The organism is Acinetobacter sp. LoGeW2-3 (genome assembly GCF_002688565.1).
GTDB lineage: Bacteria > Pseudomonadota > Gammaproteobacteria > Pseudomonadales > Moraxellaceae > Acinetobacter.
Genome location: NZ_CP024011.1, coordinates 3,010,374 through 3,027,713, shown reverse-complemented (window position 1 = coordinate 3,027,713; position 17,340 = coordinate 3,010,374). Strand labels below are relative to the sequence as shown.

Below are 17,340 nucleotides of genomic sequence, written 5' to 3'. Positions count from 1 at the left end.
TTTAAAAATTATCTTTTAAAGTTCTTAAACGGGCGAACTCTTCGACACTGTCAGCACGCAAGAAAGGGTTGGTTTTAAGCTCAATTTCAATCGTGCTTGGTAGAGTAGATTCACCGAGCATTCTCAGGCGTTCTACCTGTTCATGACGGGCCTGGATTTCCAGATTATCCGGTTCTGCATGTAACGCAAACTGGGCATTGGAAAGCGTATATTCGTGCGTGCAGTACACCTTGGTGCGTGGTGGCAACGCTGCCAGGCGAGAGAGTGAGTGATACATCTGCTCGAAAGTACCTTCAAATACCCGACCACAACCCATGGCAAATAGGGTATCACCGCAGAACAGAATATCTAGCGCATCGATAAAGTAAACAATATGCCCTAAGGTATGGCCTGGCACACTGATGATATTGATATCGATGCCATGAAAATCGAATTCATCTTCATGATCTAGAGGATGACTGATAAATGGAATTTTGCTCAGTTCTTCACGTGGACCATACACCGGAATATTTTTTTCCTGAATCAACTCTGGTACACCACCAATATGGTCTTTATGCCAGTGGGTTAACCAGATTTGAGCCAGTTCTAGCCCATACTGCTGGCAATATTTCTGTACCAGTCCAGCTTCTGTTGGGTCAATTGCCACGACCTGTTTAGAATCCGTATGCTCCAACAGCCAGATATAATTCTGTAAGTTATTTTTGACGTCTATGCAGTGAATTTTGAAAGGCATCATTTCAATCAAACCGTTTGAAGATATTTAATAAAGTAGCATATTTACCCAGCAGATAGGGATGCTGGGTATGTGAGTATTGATAATATATGTATACGATTTTTCGGGAATTTACGACTTATAAAATTAGTCTAGATCATCTACTGAAACTGGATCGCCAATGGTATAAAAATTCCCACCTGCAATATGGTGGATGCTACGCCATTCACGTGCTACATTTTGATAATACCAGTGCCCATCACGGAACACGCGTTCGTCTGCATAAGCTGCAATAACTTTGCCAATAAACAGATCATGCGTTTGCTGATTATGCGGTTCAGAAATCAGCTCACACAGCAGCCAAGCAGCACAACCTCTCACCACAGGAATGTCAAACTGTTCAAACTGGAACAGTTCTACGCCACATTGTTCCAGTTTGTTTGGTTCATTATGCATGCTGACCGTTCCCACGGCTTGAACCATGTTTAACTGTTTAAGCGTTGGAACCTGCAAGGCAAAGTAGCCTGAATTTTCAATAATCTTGCGGGTTTTGGTGCTTTTATCTAGTACCACGGTCACTTTAGCGGGTTGAAACTCTAAGGCACAAGCCCATGCTGCAGCCATGACATCGGTATTTTCCTGATCCTTAGCAGAGACCAGTACCGTTGGACCGTGATTGAGCAGACGATAGGATTTTTCCAGGGGAACAGCTTTGAGATGAGGATTAGACATTGAAAACCTTAAAATAAAAAATGGATTTGCTAAAAATTACGCACTTATCTGCTTTTTAACATATATAAATTTTTTCAGCTAAAAAAGCTTTTAAACTAAGATGCTAAACAAAAGGAGCTTAAGCAATGAAAATGTATCAAGTGGATGCGTTCACTACGGAGCTGTTCAAGGGCAATCCCGCTGCAGTGATTGTGCAGGATGAGTGGCTGGATGAAAGCCTGATGCAAAACATTGCGCTGGAAAATAATTTATCTGAGACCGCTTTTGTCAAAACCATAGATGCGGAGAATTATGAAATTCGCTGGTTCACGCCAACACGGGAAGTTGATTTTTGTGGGCATGCCACCTTGGCCAGCAGCTTTGTGTTATTTCTGGATTACACATCACATAAAACCATTCGATTTCATGTAAAAAATCTGGGTATTTTTACTGTAAATCAGGATGAAGATGGCAAAATCCGTATGAACTTTCCAGTTCGTCGTGCAGCCTTGGTTGATGAATATCCGGCAGTCTTGCGTGGCGCACTGACTAAATCTTTTAAAAATGTTTATTTGAATGAACAGGCCTATATTGTTGAATATGAGTCGGTACAGGATGTGCTGGATGAAACGCCAGATTTTGAATTGCTGAAACAGGTCAATGACCGTCGTACTGCGATTACTGCAACAGGCCCATTACTTGATGTAGCTTTGACGGCTGGTGCAGAACAGTATGACTGCGTATCACGTTATTTTGCGCCAAGTAACGGCATTAATGAAGATCCAGTGACCGGTTCCATTCATACCGGAATCGTGCCGATCTGGGCGGAAAAACTTGGAAAACAGCAGCTGGTTGCTTACCAAGGTTCAAGCCGGGGTGGGGTGTTATATTGTGAAATGCAGGATAATGACCGGATTGAAATTTCAGGTTATGGCAAGTTATATATGAAGGCTGAAATTCTGCTTTAATCAGGTAAGATGTCCAAAAGCTGCTGCGTACAGCAGCTTTTATAAAAATACAACTCACAACAAGTGAATCATTCTCTATGATGTTCACTGAATAAGAAAGTTCATGTTTAAATTTGCTGGATCCAGAATGTCACTACGTATTAAAAAATTAACACTTTCCATGTTTTTAATGGGCGCAGCGACGCTCAGTTTTGCTCAACCGGTCTTGGTAAAAACAGAACAAAATATTGAAGAATATAAACTGGATAATGGTTTAAGAATTGTTCTTGCACCGAATGATAAAGAAAATAAGACTTTTATGAACACGGTATATTTTACCGGTTCATTGAATGATCCGCAGGGTAAAGGCGGCCTAGCGCACTTATTAGAACATTTGGCTTTTAAAGGCACTGAAAATATTAAAGGTGATGAATTCCAGCGCCGTCTGGATCAGTACACACTCTCATCGAATGCCAGTACAGATTATTACTCCACTAAATATACCAATCTGGTTCGTCCTGAAAGCACTGCACTGGCTGCGGTGATTCAGCTAGAAGCAGAACGTATGGACAAGCTGGTACTACAAGAAAAATATGTACCGACCGAAATTGATATCGTTAAACGTGAACGTGAAATTCGTCTGGATCAGCCATTTTCAGTGCTGATGGACCAGATCTTTAAATCAGCTTATGGTAACCAGCATCTTGGCCGTTTGCCAATTGGCGATTTAAACGAGCTGCAATCGATCAATATGCAGGAACTGAATCAGTTCTACCGGACCTGGTATGCGCCAAATAATGCCTACATGGTGATTTCAGGCAAGTTCGATAAGAAACAGGTGCTAAAATATATCGACCAGCATTTTAGTCCGATCAAGGCACGCCCAGTACCAGAGCAGCCTAAAGTGCCGGAGTTACGTCCTGAACAAATTAAACAGCGTCAGTTTACCGTAGCCAAGGGTAGTGATTTTGCCAAATTTAATATTTATCTGAACCGTTCAGAAGTACCTAAGCAAACTGCTTTGTCAGTAACACCAACGTTGTATACCTTGCAACCGAGCGGGCATCTGTATCAGGGGGTTGTGGAGCAAGGAACTGCGACAGCTGTGCAGTCTGCCACCTGGCTGGATAAAGACATGAATATGGTGTTCATGGGGGCGGTCTATGCGCCGAATCATGATGCGAAAAAGGTCGAACAGGCGTTGCAAACCGGTGTCGAGCAGGGCAAAGGCTTTAATGAAACTGAGCTAAATCGTGTCAAAAATATGACCCGCAATGCAGCTGAAAATATTAAAAATAATGCAGCAGCTTTAGGTTCACGCTTGAGTGATTATATTGCATCATCGAATGGAGACTGGACCAAATATTTTAGGGATTTGAATGAGATTCAAAACCTGACTGTGGCTGATGCTAATAATATCTATAAAGATTTCTTCAAGGCGGAATATCGCATTCAGGGCAATATTGTACCGACTCCTGAAGATCAGAAAAAAGCCAAACAACAAGAGCAGCTTGCAGAAGCTAAACCGACCTTGGATCAGCAGGCTATCACTGAAGAGCCATTAAAAGATGTTTCTGTTTATCAGGCTGAAGTGAAGCAATATGTGAAGGAGTCTAAAAAGCTGCTCACTAGCAAAGAAAAGCAGATCCAACGCGGCAAGCTGAATAATGGCATCCAATATGCGTTATTTCCAACCCAGACTCGAGACGATAAAGTTTACTCCACCATTGCCTTAGATTTCGGTACAGCTGAAACACTCAAGCATAAGGGTGAATTGCTGGATTTGATGGCTTATCTAATTATGCGTGCCTCTGAAACTCAGAGCCTGCAACAGATTTCAGATAAGACCATTGAAGTGAGTGGCTCGGCGAATGTCAGTGCATCAGGCAATGGTCTAAATATTTCGATTTCAGCCAAGAAAGAACATTTTGAAGAGTATTTCAAATACATTCTGGATGTACTGAAAAATCCAACTTTCGAGCAGAGCCAGTTTGACCTGATCAAGTCTCAATCCTTATCCAGTCTGGATCGTCCTTATACTGAACCGGATACGGTGACCGGTCTGACCTTTGCGCGACTGTTAGAGCGTTATGAACCGGGTGATTTGCGTTATCACTTTGAACCTGACTTGTCCAAACAGCAGATTCAGGCAGCGACACGTGAACAGGTTCAGCAGCTATATCAGCGTTTCTTTAAAACTCATCATGCCCGAGTTGCAGTGACTGGTGACTTTAAACCAAAAGTAATGCAGGCACTGATTAAGCAGGAATTTGAAAGTTGGAATAGCAGTGAGCCTTATGCACGCCTAGAGTCTCAATATGTTGCGCGTACTGCTGAAAAGGTACATGCATTATCAGAACAGCGTGAGTTTGGTAGCTATGTAGCCGCTATTTCAATTCCAGTGGGGGCGGATCATCCGGATGTACCGGCCCTTTTAGTGTTAAGACACATTTTAGGTGAATCACAACTGTCTTCACGTTTAGCCCAGGAATTACGTGAAAAGAATGCCTTGGTTTATGGCTTCAGTGCTAATGTAGATTTCGCTGAATGGGATAATGCTGGTGCCTTGGCCTTTGGCGCAAACTATACTGCAGGACGATCTGCTCAAGTATCGGATTCTATACGTAAGGTCATTGCTGAGCTACGCAGCAAAGGCGTCACTGCACAGGAAGTTGAAGCTGCTAAAGCTAGTATTCTAAAAAAACGAGTGACTTCACTGGAAGATGACCGCCGTATTCATAGCATGTTGGTTCCTCAACTGGAACGAAACCGTGACCTGAATTATCGCCAGAAGCGTGACCGCGCGGTGGCAGCTTTGACCAAAGCAGATATTGACGTAGTGATTCAGAAGTATCTGAATGCTGATCAACTGGTAGAAGTGATGGCAGATCAATACGGGAAGCCAGTGAATCAGGCTACATTAGCCAAAAAATAAACCTGTAAAAGTGACGATATAAAAAAATCCTCCCTAAAAGCAGGATTTTTTTATTCTTTTTCAATTAAAAATAATCATTTAAGTTGCTCGATAGCTAAAGCTAAGACCACCGAGGATGCCAGCAAGTACTGCGAGTTGAGGCTGCCATCCATAGATTAAAAAAAAAGAATATATAGACACTCAATCAAAACCACACATCCATTTTTTTGACTGAAACTGACATGATGAATCTAAAGTATGGAATAGCTCTGCTTTATAATCGATAAAATGTTTTAGCATTGTCATAGAACACAGGCTTTAAGGCATTTTCATCATAACCATGCACGATATCGCTAAATGCATCAATAATATCGACCAGATTTGCACTGACCCGGTCCATGGGGAAATTAGAAGCAAACATGCTGCGATTTGTCCCAAAGCATTTTAGTGCATGCTGAATCAGAGGAGTCGCATATTCAATCAGTTCAGCTTTGGAAGCTAATTGTCGCTGCTTATGAAAATTATGACCTAGAACCGGCATAAATAATGCGGAGATTTTAGTCATGACATTTGGGCATTCTGCCAGTTTCGCCAGATCTGCTTGCCAGTTTTCCAGAATTTGTTGTCTTTCTTGTGCCGTCTTGCCAGTACCTTTGCCAACCTTGCCAAAGATTCCGACAGGCGTACCGAGGTGATCCAGCACAATCGGCGTTTCTGGAAAGGTTTTGGCGAGATGAATCACGTCAGCAATCTGGGTGGAATAAACCCAGGCATCAAAACTGAGCCCGGCTTTGGCTAGATGTTCAAAGCCTTTTAGGAATTTTTTATTGAGATATAGATGCGGTTCATCAGCCCAGGCATGGATCCCTTTATCCGGATGGAAGGATGCCATTTTACGGATACCGCGAAATTTGGGTGATGCTTCCTGATGCAGTTGCAGCAACTTTTTAAAATCTTTCCTGCGTGGATCTGCTGTTGCCACAATTGCACCCAGTTCCAGACCATGCTCCTGAAAGGGTAAGTTGGCTACAAATCGGGTTTCATTCACCACACCTGTACCTTTGTGTTCATGCCAGCTGGCTTCAATATGTACCAGCTGTTCAACCTGATAATCACCGATATCTTGCTGATAATTGGCAGGTAGATAAGGCGCAGTAATGTGTTCAGTCAGACCTATCGTCTCAATGACTGGCTTGGGATTCAGCAGGCGTACCATACGATCCAGCAGGCGAGGATGTTTACCAAACAGTTTGACTGCCAGTGCAGCCGCATGAGGGGTGTGATAGGGATCCCATTGATGGATATGTGGGTCGATGATGGGGAAATTCAGCTGCATGACCTTCCTTGTTTTTATTGGAATAATTTTTACAGTTATATAAAAGCAAAATAAGCGGGGCGTCAATGCAGAAAGTTTAGCTAAAAATGTTAGGCATAAAAAAAGCCCCGAAGGGCTGAGCATTAATGATCGTGGTCGTGATCATGTTTATGCTTGTTGGCATGGAACTCTTCGTTATGGCGGAAACGTAAGTAGTTTTCAAATTGATCGCAGTATTCGTCATAGTTATCTTCTAGCATCATTTGGAACTGCTGAAGAATATAAGACATGACCTGATCTTTGGCATCACGCATTTCATTGCCATCTTTGAAATTGTTGGCTGCTACCCAGGTATTAAAACGGGCAGTACCAAACAGCATAGCAGCGCTGACTTGACCACGCTTTTCTGCCGGATTCTCCTGAGAGCCTTTTTCTACACGGCTAAACTCATTAGCTTGCTTGATAAATTCATCAGCACGTTCAAAGAATGCAGCATTTAACGCTTCTTCTTCGGTTACATCGGTCGCTTCAATCTTTTGAACCATGAATTTTTCCTGACACTAAAATCTTAATCGACTCATTATAGGCAAAGCCTTGCAGAAACTAAACCTTTGCCTTAATCTAAAAATAGCCTAAGCATAAAAATGTGATTCCCATGCAAGATGCAATTGCGGTACAAAGCCTGAAAAGTGACATTGCTTTATTACGTCAAAATATCTGGCCACCGGTAAATCTGGCCAATGTCGAAGGGTTGCCAATTTACTATGGTAGCAAGTCACAGGTAGAAGAATATTATCGTCAATGGACTGGCCTGATTGAAAGGGCGCAGGATCTGTTCCAACCTTTTATGGAGGATGAAGTGCTGGATGCCATCCATCTGCCGAGTCACCTGAACCTTCCATTATTTTATTTCCATGTGGATCGGATCCGGATTAACAAAACCCGCGCCAAGGAATCGAAAACCTTTCGTGGCATTGCCAGCTTGATTGAAAAATGCGGCCAGTTTGAGCCAGAGCAGATTCAGGCCATGCAACGTTGGTTAGACAGCGATGAAACCGCAGCTTTGGTCGCGCATCGGGAATTTATCGATTTACGTACCTATGTGTTCCAGCACGGACAAAGCGAATATACCCGGACACGATTCTATGTGAATGGGATTGTGCTCAGCGTAGAGCAGCATTTTGAACTGGTCGATGCACGGGATAAACCACGTAAACAGCGCAGTGACAGTTATAACAATCCGCTTGCCGATAACAACACCTGGAAAGTTTACGGCAAATATCGTTAAGTATTTACCGCTCTATTTCTTCCAGAAAGGCTGCACTTGGGCAAAGTCTTTTAGCTCTGTCTGAATTTCCTTTTGTAGTCGTTGTTGTTCAGCACGGAGCCAGCCGAGCACAAACCAGGCTTTAGGTTTTCGTTTCACATAAGGCTGATACAGGTTTTCTGCGACATGCAGGTCATTATATTGCCCTAAGCTTTCCTGGAGTGGTTTTAAAGCCTTGAGATAGCTTTTCACCTGTTTAGCTGGAAACAGGCTTTGCAAAAATTCGACGTTATAGCGTAAACGCTTTACTCGCTTACGAGTACGATGCTGGTCTTCAATTTCTAGCTCACAAAACTGTTCAGCATCGGCACAGATCTGCTTGTGTAGTTTGGTCAGGCGCTTATACAGCACGCGAATATCTGTCGCGATCTGTTTAGGTTCAGCCTGACTGAAACGTAGTAAATCAAGCAGCAGGTAATTGGTTTCTGGTTCTCGGAATAATTGTGCTACTTCAATAGTGTCTTCTGTTGCCGGTGGTAAAGTCAGGATCGGTGATCCGGCAGCTTCAAGCTGTGGCAATAAACTTTCTGCTAAAGCATCCCGATCACGTGCCGCACCGAGTTGCTGGAAAAGCTCAGTCAACTGTTCAGCCCAGACAGGAGGAAGCTCCAGCTCATCAACATCAAAAAAGCGTAAGGCACTACGCAAACGCCGAATGGCAACCCGAGCCTGATGGATATGTTCACTGTCATAATGTTCAGTAGACAGTGCCGTCGCGTTAGGAAGGAGATGCTGCAAAGTATTTCTAATAATTTTTTGCAGCATAGTATACAGGTTATCGTCTTCACTCAACTCGAGCGGAAGTTGATGCTGAACAGGGGGAATGCTGCTGCCTTCTACTAGGGCAAAGCCGCGGTCTGATTTGCTACGGCTGTCCAGCCACAACTCATAGCGTTGAATCCAGGGTCGTACAAATTCGATCAGCTCATTCAGTTTTCCTTGTTTGAGTTCAAATTCTAGCTCATAAATGGTAGTAAATTCTGTGCCATGCCGGATTTCGCCCTGATCAAAAGCAATTTCAATCACGCTGTTTTTATAGTTTTCTATATGAATAGAACGCTGTACTTCGGTTTCGAATTGCAGGTTTAAAGGGACTTTCAGTGAACCTAATGCTTCTTTGAGCAGTTCGCTGACTTCAGGATGATCTTTATAGTATTTGAGGTCACACTGCTCAGGTTGTTCTTTGCCTAATTCATATTCCAGTTCTAGACGCTCAAAAGGCTGTTTACCGGGAGCTTTAAGGGTTTGTAGCCAGATGTCATTTTCCAGACGCTGTCGTAAGGCAATGCCATATTCCCGTAGCTGTAAGTTAGCCGTATCAAAATACCGAGCCCAGAGATTATCGCGCACAAGGGTCAGACCAGCAAAATCCTGTTGCAGTTGTGCATGCATGTGCGAGGGGACCTGAAACTTGAATTCTATTTCCGACATCACAGCATTCCTCATAAAGCTCTATCACTGACTATAGCTTATATACAGGCACAATGACGATGGGGAAAACGGCTGCCTATTTGTTGTGATTCGGTGAGTATTCTTTAACAGGTCTTAAGCGGGTAGATAAGACTCTGATTGCAGTAAATTTCAAAACTGTAATTATAAAAAATGCCCAAGCAGGTGCTCAGGCATTTTTAAATTATCTGGATAATCAGTAGTCGATCTATTTAATCAGTTTACGGCTGACCAGGAACTGTTCAGTGGCTTCTAACAGGCGCTGTGCATAGACTTCCTGTTTAGCAGTCAGCCAACCTAATACAAACCAGTCACTAGCTTCTAGCTCAGTCTGTTGAATATATACCGCAGAGGAGGCTAGGGTTTGATATTCAGCTGCTGCCAGTTGCGCATCATTCAACGCTTTACTGTATTTCTGCAGATTTTTCACATCATAAATTGAGGTTAGAATCGGGAAGCTGAACTTCAATTCCTGAATACGAATCGCAAGTAAATCCAGTTGCTCAAAATCATGAATTTCAGTCTGGTTCATTTGTTCTTGTAGCGTTTTATACTGCTGCTGCAAAGTTGCTTGAGCTGCGGTTCTTAAATCTTGTGTATTTTTAGCATCATCAGTTAGGCTAAAGATGAGTAATTCCAGATAGTGATGCACATTTTGCGTTGACTTCACTAGATTGCCCAGTTTTTCCTTGGCATACAGAATGTCTTTACTCAGGTTTTCCGCCGTAGTCGGATTCTGCAGGAAAGCGGCCAATGTACTTTGCATATGCTGTAAATGCTGCAAATGTTCAAACTGCTTTTTAAAAGTTTCCAGCTGATGCGCCCATTTATCTGAAATGCCGGAGTGCCAGTTCTTAAATAGCAAAACACTTAAATATAGATGATCCAGTGCCTGCTGCGCCTGATCGATATGATCCTGTTCAGCGACTTGTGCTGAGATCGCTGCAATATTTGGCAGTAAATGTTGCATCTGCTGGGCAATTAGACTACATAGAGCTTTAGCAGCACTATCTTTTTTGCTGAGCTGAAATTCTTTGGCTTGTACAGCAGGGCTAACTTTTTGCTGTGTTGCCAGCAGATTGCCGATTTCTGCCTTACTGCGTACATCGAGCCATAGTTGATATTTCTTGACCCATTCAAAGCTAAACGCCAGTAACTGTTCAACCGAACCACTTTTTAGTTCGAATTCAACTTCATGGACTTCTTGCTCAGCCTCTAGGGTACGGATTGCACCGATATCGAGGGCAACTTCAATTTCAGTACCTTCATATTCAATCACGCGCAGGGTACGGGAGATATCCGTTTCAAACTGTAGCTTGAGCTGACTGATCTGATTGCCCAGTGCATGATTTAAAATCTGTTGTGCTTCAGGCGCAGTGGCATAAATATTTAGATCCAGTTCAGGTGCCTGCTCTAGTTCACCTAAGTCATGATTATGTTCAAAGCGTTCAATATGGCTTTTACTCGCTGCTTTCAGAGTTTGTACCCAACGTGTATCTTCTAGACGCTGACGCAGGGCTACGCCATTTTTAGACAACAGGCGATCTTCAGTATCATAATATTTGGCTTGCAGTTGAATCTGTTCGGATTTCTTCGGATCAAGTGCCTTTAACAGCGCATTACGGCGCGCTGCAGGAATCTGAAATTTAAGTTCAACTTCAACCATGATAAATGTCCTGTTTGTACCGTCTATAAAAGTAATAGACAGATTTGATGATGCTTTGAATATGTTGTGGAATTGAGCGCATACACGCAGCAATCATGTTTTTAATTTTTAAGTCGAAGATTGTAACTAAAATCATTTTTTTAGTAAGACTTGACCGGGCTGAAAAAATCATGAACCTGTTTAAGTTAATGAAATTTATAGCTGCCTAAACAGTTGAAAGCATGCTAGATTCAGGGAAAAGCTGAATTAGCATGGAAAAATCGCTGTAATAGATCGCGCTTTTAAATGTTTAAATAATGCGCTAATGTAAAATTAAAAATATCAGGATGATGTCATGAATGCACAAGTAGAACCTCAAGCGGATCTAACACCAGCAGTCAGCCAGCCGATGCCGATCCGTGATTATCATGAATTCTATCGATTTTATCTGACTGAACACCGCAATATTATGAGTCGCCGTCTGCATGTGGCAGGGAGCAGTATCGGGCTATACTTCTTTAGCAAGGCGATTATTCAGCGTAAACCTAAATATTTTTTGTATGGTCTGGCATCGGGCTATGCCTGCGCCTGGATCGGACACTTTATTTTTGAGAAAAACAAGCCTGCCAGCTTTAAGCAGCCGCTATACAGTTTTATCTCGGATTGGCGTATGTTTGCTGATGTTCTACGTGGCAATATCAGCCTGATCAGTCGTGATCAGGACAAGGCCCCAAGCTGAGACGGGTTAAAAAATAAAAAATTGTATCCACGGGTCACGAGAATTACATGAAAACGCTTGCAAGCTTAGAGTTAATGTTCTAATAATTAAGGCGTTGTCTCACGGTAAGCTTTTGCCAAAAGATACAGCGCCAAGAATTACACAGTTTTCCATGCCTGGAGTGACCTTCTCCGGGCTTTTTTTATGTTCAAAATCCTCCAATCTGAAATTACCTGACATCTTCTAATTTCTGCACAAAAGCTGAGTTCTGAAATTCAGTCTATTGATAAAGTGCGTCAATTGAGCGATACACAACTCATAAGTATTTTTGTCTGGCTGATCTAAGCCCAAATATCGAGTTTTCGCTATCCTTAAATAAGGGATTTTGCAGGTTAAATGAAATGCTTATTTACCGATTCTATTCATTGTATTTAATTACTGAAATGTGGGGTTATATAGACTTGCATGGTGTCATCATAGTGCTGGTTATGCCTATAATAGTGTATGTATTTTGAATGGCGGCAGTCATGCGCGGTTTATATTTAATTACCAATAATGATCCTATTGAACTTCTCCTGGCAAAACTTGAAGGTGCAATGGCGACTTATGAAGTTGCAGTACTTCAGTATCGCCGTAAAAAAGTAGCGAAAGAAGATCAGGCTTACGAAATCGAATATATGAAACAAATGTGTGAACAGTACAAAGTTCCATTTGTGATTAATGACGATTTGGAAACTGCAGTAAAATATGGCGTAGGCGTGCATTTGGGGCAGGATGATGGCTCAATTCAGGAAGCGGTTGAACGTTTGCCTAAGAATGTATTGATTGGTCGCAGTTGTAATAACTCACTGGAATTGGCAGAGCAAGCCATTGCTGATGGTGCTAACTATGTGGCATTTGGTGCGATCTATGCGACTGATACCAAGCCAGAAGCAGGTAATATTGGTTTAGAAACCTTGAAACTCGCTAAAGAAAAATTGAATGTGCCAATCTGTGCCATTGGTGGTTTGACAGTTGAAAACAGTAAAGAAGTCATTGAAGCCGGCGCTGATCTTTGTGCGGTCATTAGTGATGTATTGGGTCGCTCAATGTCGACTGTCGGTCAACGTGTGTATGACTGGTCGGAACTATTTGCTGAACAAGCTTAATTTTTATTTTATTTTTTGAGTTGAGTGATTCTCATGAGTTTATCTCCAAAGCAAGAACAACTATTTAAACAAGCCAATAAACATATTCCGGGCGGTGTAAATTCACCTGTACGTGCTTTTAACGGTGTGGGTGGTACGCCAGTCTTTATCGAGAAAGCACAAGGTGCTTATCTGTACGATGTAGATGGCAAACGCTATGTGGACTATGTCGGTTCATGGGGACCAATGATTCTGGGACATGCACATCCTGCAATTATTAAAGCTGTGCAGGATGCAGCAGTAGACGGTTTAAGCTTTGGCGCGCCAACAGTTCATGAAACCACTTTAGCAGATATCATCTGCGACATCATGCCATCCATTGAATTGGTGCGTATGACCAACTCGGGTACTGAAGCAACTATGACCGCGATCCGTCTGGCACGTGGTTATACTGGCCGTGACAAGATCGTGAAATTTGAAGGTTGCTACCATGGTCATTCGGACTCGCTACTGGTAAAAGCAGGTTCAGGCCTTTTAACCAAAGGTGAGGGCGAAGCGACTTCTGCGGGTGTACCTGCTGATTTTGCCAAACATACTTTAACCCTTCCATATAACGACATTGCGACTTTAAAAGAATGCTTTGCCAAGTTTGGCTCTGAAATTGCAGGTGTCATTGTTGAACCGGTTGCAGGTAACATGAATCTGGTGAAACCGATTGATGGTTTCTTGCAAGCAATACGTGATGTCTGTGACGAACATGGTTCAGTCTTCATCATTGATGAAGTGATGACAGGTTTCCGTGTCGGTCTAGGTGGTGCTCAGGCACATTATGGCGTGACTCCTGATTTAACTACTTTGGGTAAAATTATTGGTGCGGGGCTGCCAGTCGGCGCCTTTGGCGGTAAGCGTGAAGTGATGGAATGCATCGCGCCACTAGGTAACGTGTATCAGGCAGGTACCTTGTCAGGTAACCCACTGGCGATGCGTGCTGGTATCGAGATGTTTAAACATCTGCGTGAGCCAGGCTTTTATGAAAAACTGACAGCGCAACTTGAAAAACTCCTTGCAGGTTTACAAACGGCTGCGGATGAAGCAGGTATTCCATTCAAGACTCAGCAAGTGGGCGGTATGTTTGGTCTGTACTTTACGGACCAAGAAGACATCACCAGCTTTGATTCAATGTTGAAATGTGATGTTGAAGCCTTCAAGAAATTCTTCCATGGCATGTTGAGTCGTGGTGTGAACTTAGCTCCATCTGCATTTGAAGCAGGCTTTATCTCAGCTGCACACAGTGATGAAGATATTGAATTCACAATTCAGGCTGCCAAAGAAACTTTTGTAGAAATGAAAGCTTAAGTTTTAAATCCTCCCTAGCCCTCCTTTGAAAAAGGAGGGAAATCTTAAGCTTAAAAATTTAAGTTCCCCCTCTTTTAAAAGAGGGGGCTAGGGGGAGATTTATATTAAAAATTAGGAAAAATATTGATGAAAACCAAACATTATCTGACATTGAGTGATGCCGAGTTTTTATTAAATCAGGCCTATGAATATGCGTTAGAGCAGGGCTTTAATGTCAGTATCGCCGTGGTCGATGAAACTGGTAATTTGCTGGCGATGAAGCGTATGGATGGCGCTTCACCAATGACGGCAAATTTGTGTCTAGAAAAAGCCCGTTGTTCTGCGATTAGTCGCCGTCCGTCCAAGCTGTTTGAAGATATTATTAAAGGCGGTCAAATGGGCTTTCTGACTATGGATACTTTTTCTGGCATGTTAGAAGGTGGTGAACCGATTCTGTACCAAGGTCAGTTAGTCGGAGCAATGGGTGTATCTGGAGTGAAGTCTTTTCAGGATGCTGAGATTGCACAGGTGGCGATTGAGAAGTTTTTAACGCAGTTTAGCTAAATCAAAATAATAAATTTAAGATGTTTTAAGAAAATTAAGATGAATTTTGAAATGCATGTATGATGCATTTTTTTGAATTTATATCATACATGCATAGATGTAACTAACGTTACAGTTTTGGGTGATATTAAACATTTGAAATGTTATTCAATTAACTGTAACTAATTTTTTACTTTCGAATTTTTCTTTAAAGCTTTCTATTTTTTTATGCATTTGAAAAATAATATTAATTTCGTAATTATCTAGTGGATTGAAGATATTATTTAAACTTCTAATATCCTTTAATATTGTTTTTCTATTCTTTGTGAAAAAATCTTCAAGCTGATCTTCTGTAAATGTGAAATTAATTCTTGAAATATTCCAGTTGTGAATAATATTTTCTCTTAATAAGAATTCAAATAGCTTTAAATTATACCAAAATTGATTATTTATTGTATTAGGGAAAGAGTATTCATAAAGATCTATAATATTTGTATATAGACTTGCCGCTATCTTTTCACTATCAAATTTTGCGGCATTATCCAAAAAAGTGGAAAGTAATATGAGTCCAGTTTCAAGAAAACTCAAATGTAATAGTTGGTTTTTATTTAATTCATTATAATTATTCATATGGATATAATTATTGGGAATAGCCTGATAAAAATCACGTTTATTGTCTAAAATACTTCGATATCTAGCTAATACACTTAAAGCTTTTTCTCGTACTTCCGCCTCATTTGAAAATTCACAAGCTGTCTTAAATTCACTAAATGCTATATTTAAATCTTTAAGCATAGTGTTTATAATGGGGTAAATATTTATATTAATATTCACTTGTTGAATAAAAATATTTTGTTGAAATAGGTTTATGGTATTTTGATATCTCATTTTTATTTCTCTCTTTGTGTTTAAATTATAATTGGTTTGGATAAGTTTATTTTTTTTAAAAGGAGTTAATAGGTTTTTTAACATTTAACATACAAGATTATTTAATAATTTCTTAGTCGAACCTGAAATTTATTCAATACTCTTTAATCTGGTTTAGAATATTATTTGAAAATCTGAGTGTTAAATATAAGAGTCTCCCATGCTGTACCCAATGCCCAAAAAAATCCAGTTTGCTCCTTCTCAAGCCAAATGGCAGCTATCCTCAACTCAATCTGTTCTGGTACTGGTGGGGCTACAAAATCTAAGGATGATGGCAGGCATACAAGACAGTGACCTGATGGCTCATCTGATCCAGATCAGCAATAAAGCCAAAGCACTGGATATTCCAATTGTCGACCTCTATGGCAATGACCTGATTCAAGGCATGCAGCAACTCGGTGAATATGCCTCAACCCATCCACAACTGATCTTTGCTGGGCAGATTACACCGATGCTGAAACAGATCCTGCCACATTTACAAAGTGTGACTGAGCAAATCTGCGTGATCGATGATGCGATTCTGCTACCCAATCAGGAACAGCATATTCAGTGGATTGATAATATTTCGGCACAAGGCTTGCATCACATGAATAGCTATAGTCTGACCCGGTTATGGAACCTGAGTGCGCCAACAGAATATGTGCTGTCGACCAAGGGCATCATGCTGGCTGTGGCAGAACAGCTGAATATGGATGCACTAGAAATCGATCCGCATGTAGATTTAAGACAGTATGGATTAGACTCGGTTGCCGTAGTGAGCCTAGTCGGCGTATGGCGTGCCAACGGTGCCAATGTACGTTACGAAGATGTCTATGAACATCCTTCATTAGAAGAACTGGTCAGTTTTGTAATGCAGTCGGCAGGTCGATAAGCGCTAATTGGACAATTTTCTTAATATAATCGGAAATTTCATCGGTAATTAAAGAAAACGACATTGTAATTCTGTGCCAGGCTTTCTATTATTGCCGCCTTGTTTTTCGCGATCAGCCAGGGATTGAAGCTTGAATAATTTTCTAACCGAACATCTGATACATCGTGATGACGATTTTATGGTCATTCATAAACCACCAGGTTTACTCACGGTTCCCGGTAAAACAGAAGATTTGCAAGATTGCCTCATCAACAGATTAGTAGAATTAGAACCTAGAACATTACTTATTCATCGTCTCGATCGGGACACTTCCGGAATTCTGGTGTTTGCCTTGACCCGTGAAGGACAAAAAATTATTTCCCGCCAGTTTCAAGAACGCCAAACTGATAAAACTTATCATGCCATTGTCGCAGGCACATTAGAAGGCGAAGGTACAGTTGATGTGCCAGTGATCTATGATCCGAGCCGTCCGCCACTGCATATTGCTGAACCAAATCATAACAAGCCGGCATTGACACATTGGCAGGCTATTGAACATTTTGAAATTCAGGGGCAGCCAGTCACTCGCGTCAAACTGACCCCAATTACCGGACGTTCACATCAACTCCGTGTACACATGCAGTATTTAGGTCATCCAATTATTGGCGATACCTTATATGCCACAGCCGAACAACAACAGCTGATGCCGCGTCTTTGCCTGCATGCAGAGCAGCTTAGTTTTATTCATCCTAAAAATGCAGAAAAAGTCGAGTTTTACTGCCCGGCACCATTCTAGGAAATACTTGTTTAATCGTCGTTA

The 17,340-nt window shown here is 41.6% G+C and carries 16 protein-coding genes; 9 read left to right on the top strand and 7 right to left on the bottom strand.

From position 1 onward, the window contains the following. Position 1: 1 nt before the first annotated feature. Together gloB and BS636_RS14675 are read right to left on the bottom strand one after the other, a co-directional pair. Positions 2 to 736, bottom strand: coding sequence for a hydroxyacylglutathione hydrolase (gene gloB, locus BS636_RS14680; RefSeq protein WP_099339456.1), 735 nt, complete (start codon positions 734 to 736; stop codon positions 2 to 4). A 123-nt stretch (positions 737 to 859) separates the two neighbouring features. After that, on the bottom strand, positions 860 to 1,444 hold the full coding sequence (locus BS636_RS14675) for a flavin reductase family protein (RefSeq protein WP_099339455.1): 585 nt from the start codon (positions 1,442 to 1,444) through the stop codon (positions 860 to 862). Between the two features lie 125 nt (positions 1,445 to 1,569). On the opposite strand from BS636_RS14675, the gene BS636_RS14670 reads away from it, so the two are divergent. Both BS636_RS14670 and BS636_RS14665 read left to right on the top strand, forming a co-directional pair. Next, positions 1,570 to 2,391 carry a PhzF family phenazine biosynthesis protein gene (locus BS636_RS14670; RefSeq protein WP_099339454.1) on the top strand — a complete coding sequence of 274 codons (822 nt, stop codon included), beginning with the start codon at positions 1,570 to 1,572 and terminating at the stop codon, positions 2,389 to 2,391. 127 nt (positions 2,392 to 2,518) lie between these two features. After that, the gene (locus BS636_RS14665; RefSeq protein ID WP_099339453.1) at positions 2,519 to 5,305 is read left to right on the top strand and encodes a M16 family metallopeptidase; all 2,787 of its coding nucleotides are present in this window, start codon (positions 2,519 to 2,521) and stop codon (positions 5,303 to 5,305) included. A 253-nt stretch (positions 5,306 to 5,558) separates the two neighbouring features. On the opposite strand, the gene BS636_RS14660 is transcribed toward BS636_RS14665, so the two are convergent. Together BS636_RS14660 and BS636_RS14655 are read right to left on the bottom strand one after the other, a co-directional pair. Beyond that, on the bottom strand, positions 5,559 to 6,620 hold the full coding sequence (locus BS636_RS14660) for an amidohydrolase family protein (protein WP_099339452.1): 1,062 nt from the start codon (positions 6,618 to 6,620) through the stop codon (positions 5,559 to 5,561). A gap of 122 nt (positions 6,621 to 6,742) precedes the next feature. Continuing rightward, complete coding sequence (locus BS636_RS14655) at positions 6,743 to 7,144, bottom strand: DUF3144 domain-containing protein (protein ID WP_099339451.1); 402 nt, start codon at positions 7,142 to 7,144, stop codon at positions 6,743 to 6,745. Between the two features lie 110 nt (positions 7,145 to 7,254). Here BS636_RS14655 and BS636_RS14650 point away from each other — a divergent pair, with 110 nt between their 5' ends. After that, entirely contained in the window at positions 7,255 to 7,887 is a 633-nt protein-coding gene (locus BS636_RS14650) for a hypothetical protein (protein ID WP_099339450.1), read from the top strand. A 12-nt stretch (positions 7,888 to 7,899) separates the two neighbouring features. Here the strand turns inward: BS636_RS14650 and BS636_RS14645 are convergent, their stop codons facing one another. After that, a complete protein-coding gene (locus tag BS636_RS14645) occupies positions 7,900 to 9,357 on the bottom strand; it encodes a CHAD domain-containing protein (RefSeq protein WP_099339449.1) in 1,458 nt (485 codons plus the stop codon). Positions 9,358 to 9,583: 226 nt separating this feature from the next. After that, positions 9,584 to 11,041 (bottom strand): inorganic triphosphatase, encoded by a 1,458-nt coding sequence (locus BS636_RS14640; protein WP_099339448.1) that lies wholly within the window; start codon positions 11,039 to 11,041, stop codon positions 9,584 to 9,586. Positions 11,042 to 11,375: 334 nt separating this feature from the next. Between BS636_RS14640 and BS636_RS14635 the strand changes: the two genes are divergently transcribed. From BS636_RS14635 to BS636_RS14615, 4 genes are all read left to right on the top strand, one after another. Further along, positions 11,376 to 11,759, top strand: coding sequence for a DUF962 domain-containing protein (locus BS636_RS14635; RefSeq protein WP_099339447.1), 384 nt, complete (start codon positions 11,376 to 11,378; stop codon positions 11,757 to 11,759). Positions 11,760 to 12,265: 506 nt separating this feature from the next. Next, the gene (gene thiE, locus BS636_RS14625; protein ID WP_099339446.1) at positions 12,266 to 12,886 is read left to right on the top strand and encodes a thiamine phosphate synthase; all 621 of its coding nucleotides are present in this window, start codon (positions 12,266 to 12,268) and stop codon (positions 12,884 to 12,886) included. 33 nt (positions 12,887 to 12,919) lie between these two features. After that, positions 12,920 to 14,221 carry a glutamate-1-semialdehyde 2,1-aminomutase gene (hemL, locus tag BS636_RS14620; RefSeq protein ID WP_099339445.1) on the top strand — a complete coding sequence of 434 codons (1,302 nt, stop codon included), beginning with the start codon at positions 12,920 to 12,922 and terminating at the stop codon, positions 14,219 to 14,221. Between the two features lie 126 nt (positions 14,222 to 14,347). After that, entirely contained in the window at positions 14,348 to 14,764 is a 417-nt protein-coding gene (locus tag BS636_RS14615; protein WP_099339444.1) for a GlcG/HbpS family heme-binding protein, read from the top strand. 147 nt (positions 14,765 to 14,911) lie between these two features. Here BS636_RS14615 and BS636_RS14610 read toward each other — a convergent pair whose 3' ends face one another. Continuing rightward, the gene (locus BS636_RS14610) at positions 14,912 to 15,715 is read right to left on the bottom strand and encodes a hypothetical protein (RefSeq protein WP_099339443.1); all 804 of its coding nucleotides are present in this window, start codon (positions 15,713 to 15,715) and stop codon (positions 14,912 to 14,914) included. A 115-nt stretch (positions 15,716 to 15,830) separates the two neighbouring features. Here BS636_RS14610 and BS636_RS14605 point away from each other — a divergent pair, with 115 nt between their 5' ends. Further along, positions 15,831 to 16,541, top strand: a complete 711-nt coding sequence (locus BS636_RS14605) for a phosphopantetheine-binding protein (RefSeq protein WP_099339442.1) — start codon at positions 15,831 to 15,833, stop codon at positions 16,539 to 16,541. Between the two features lie 130 nt (positions 16,542 to 16,671). Then, positions 16,672 to 17,316, top strand: coding sequence for an RluA family pseudouridine synthase (locus tag BS636_RS14600; protein ID WP_099339441.1), 645 nt, complete (start codon positions 16,672 to 16,674; stop codon positions 17,314 to 17,316). Positions 17,317 to 17,340: the final 24 nt, after the last annotated feature.

Excerpts from the sequence above, each read along its gene's own strand:
- gloB (WP_099339456.1), bottom strand. The coding sequence starts at position 736 with ATGATGCCTTTCAAAATTCACTGCATAGACGTCAAAAATAACTTACAG.
- BS636_RS14675 (WP_099339455.1), bottom strand. The coding sequence starts at position 1,444 with ATGTCTAATCCTCATCTCAAAGCTGTTCCCCTGGAAAAATCCTATCGT.
- BS636_RS14670 (WP_099339454.1), top strand. The coding sequence starts at position 1,570 with ATGAAAATGTATCAAGTGGATGCGTTCACTACGGAGCTGTTCAAGGGC.
- BS636_RS14665 (WP_099339453.1), top strand. The coding sequence starts at position 2,519 with ATGTCACTACGTATTAAAAAATTAACACTTTCCATGTTTTTAATGGGC.
- BS636_RS14660 (WP_099339452.1), bottom strand. The coding sequence starts at position 6,620 with ATGCAGCTGAATTTCCCCATCATCGACCCACATATCCATCAATGGGAT.
- BS636_RS14655 (WP_099339451.1), bottom strand. The coding sequence starts at position 7,144 with ATGGTTCAAAAGATTGAAGCGACCGATGTAACCGAAGAAGAAGCGTTA.
- BS636_RS14650 (WP_099339450.1), top strand. The coding sequence starts at position 7,255 with ATGCAAGATGCAATTGCGGTACAAAGCCTGAAAAGTGACATTGCTTTA.
- BS636_RS14645 (WP_099339449.1), bottom strand. The coding sequence starts at position 9,357 with ATGTCGGAAATAGAATTCAAGTTTCAGGTCCCCTCGCACATGCATGCA.
- BS636_RS14640 (WP_099339448.1), bottom strand. The coding sequence starts at position 11,041 with ATGGTTGAAGTTGAACTTAAATTTCAGATTCCTGCAGCGCGCCGTAAT.
- BS636_RS14635 (WP_099339447.1), top strand. The coding sequence starts at position 11,376 with ATGAATGCACAAGTAGAACCTCAAGCGGATCTAACACCAGCAGTCAGC.
- thiE (WP_099339446.1), top strand. The coding sequence starts at position 12,266 with ATGCGCGGTTTATATTTAATTACCAATAATGATCCTATTGAACTTCTC.
- hemL (WP_099339445.1), top strand. The coding sequence starts at position 12,920 with ATGAGTTTATCTCCAAAGCAAGAACAACTATTTAAACAAGCCAATAAA.
- BS636_RS14615 (WP_099339444.1), top strand. The coding sequence starts at position 14,348 with ATGAAAACCAAACATTATCTGACATTGAGTGATGCCGAGTTTTTATTA.
- BS636_RS14610 (WP_099339443.1), bottom strand. The coding sequence starts at position 15,715 with ATGTTAAAAAACCTATTAACTCCTTTTAAAAAAAATAAACTTATCCAA.
- BS636_RS14605 (WP_099339442.1), top strand. The coding sequence starts at position 15,831 with ATGCTGTACCCAATGCCCAAAAAAATCCAGTTTGCTCCTTCTCAAGCC.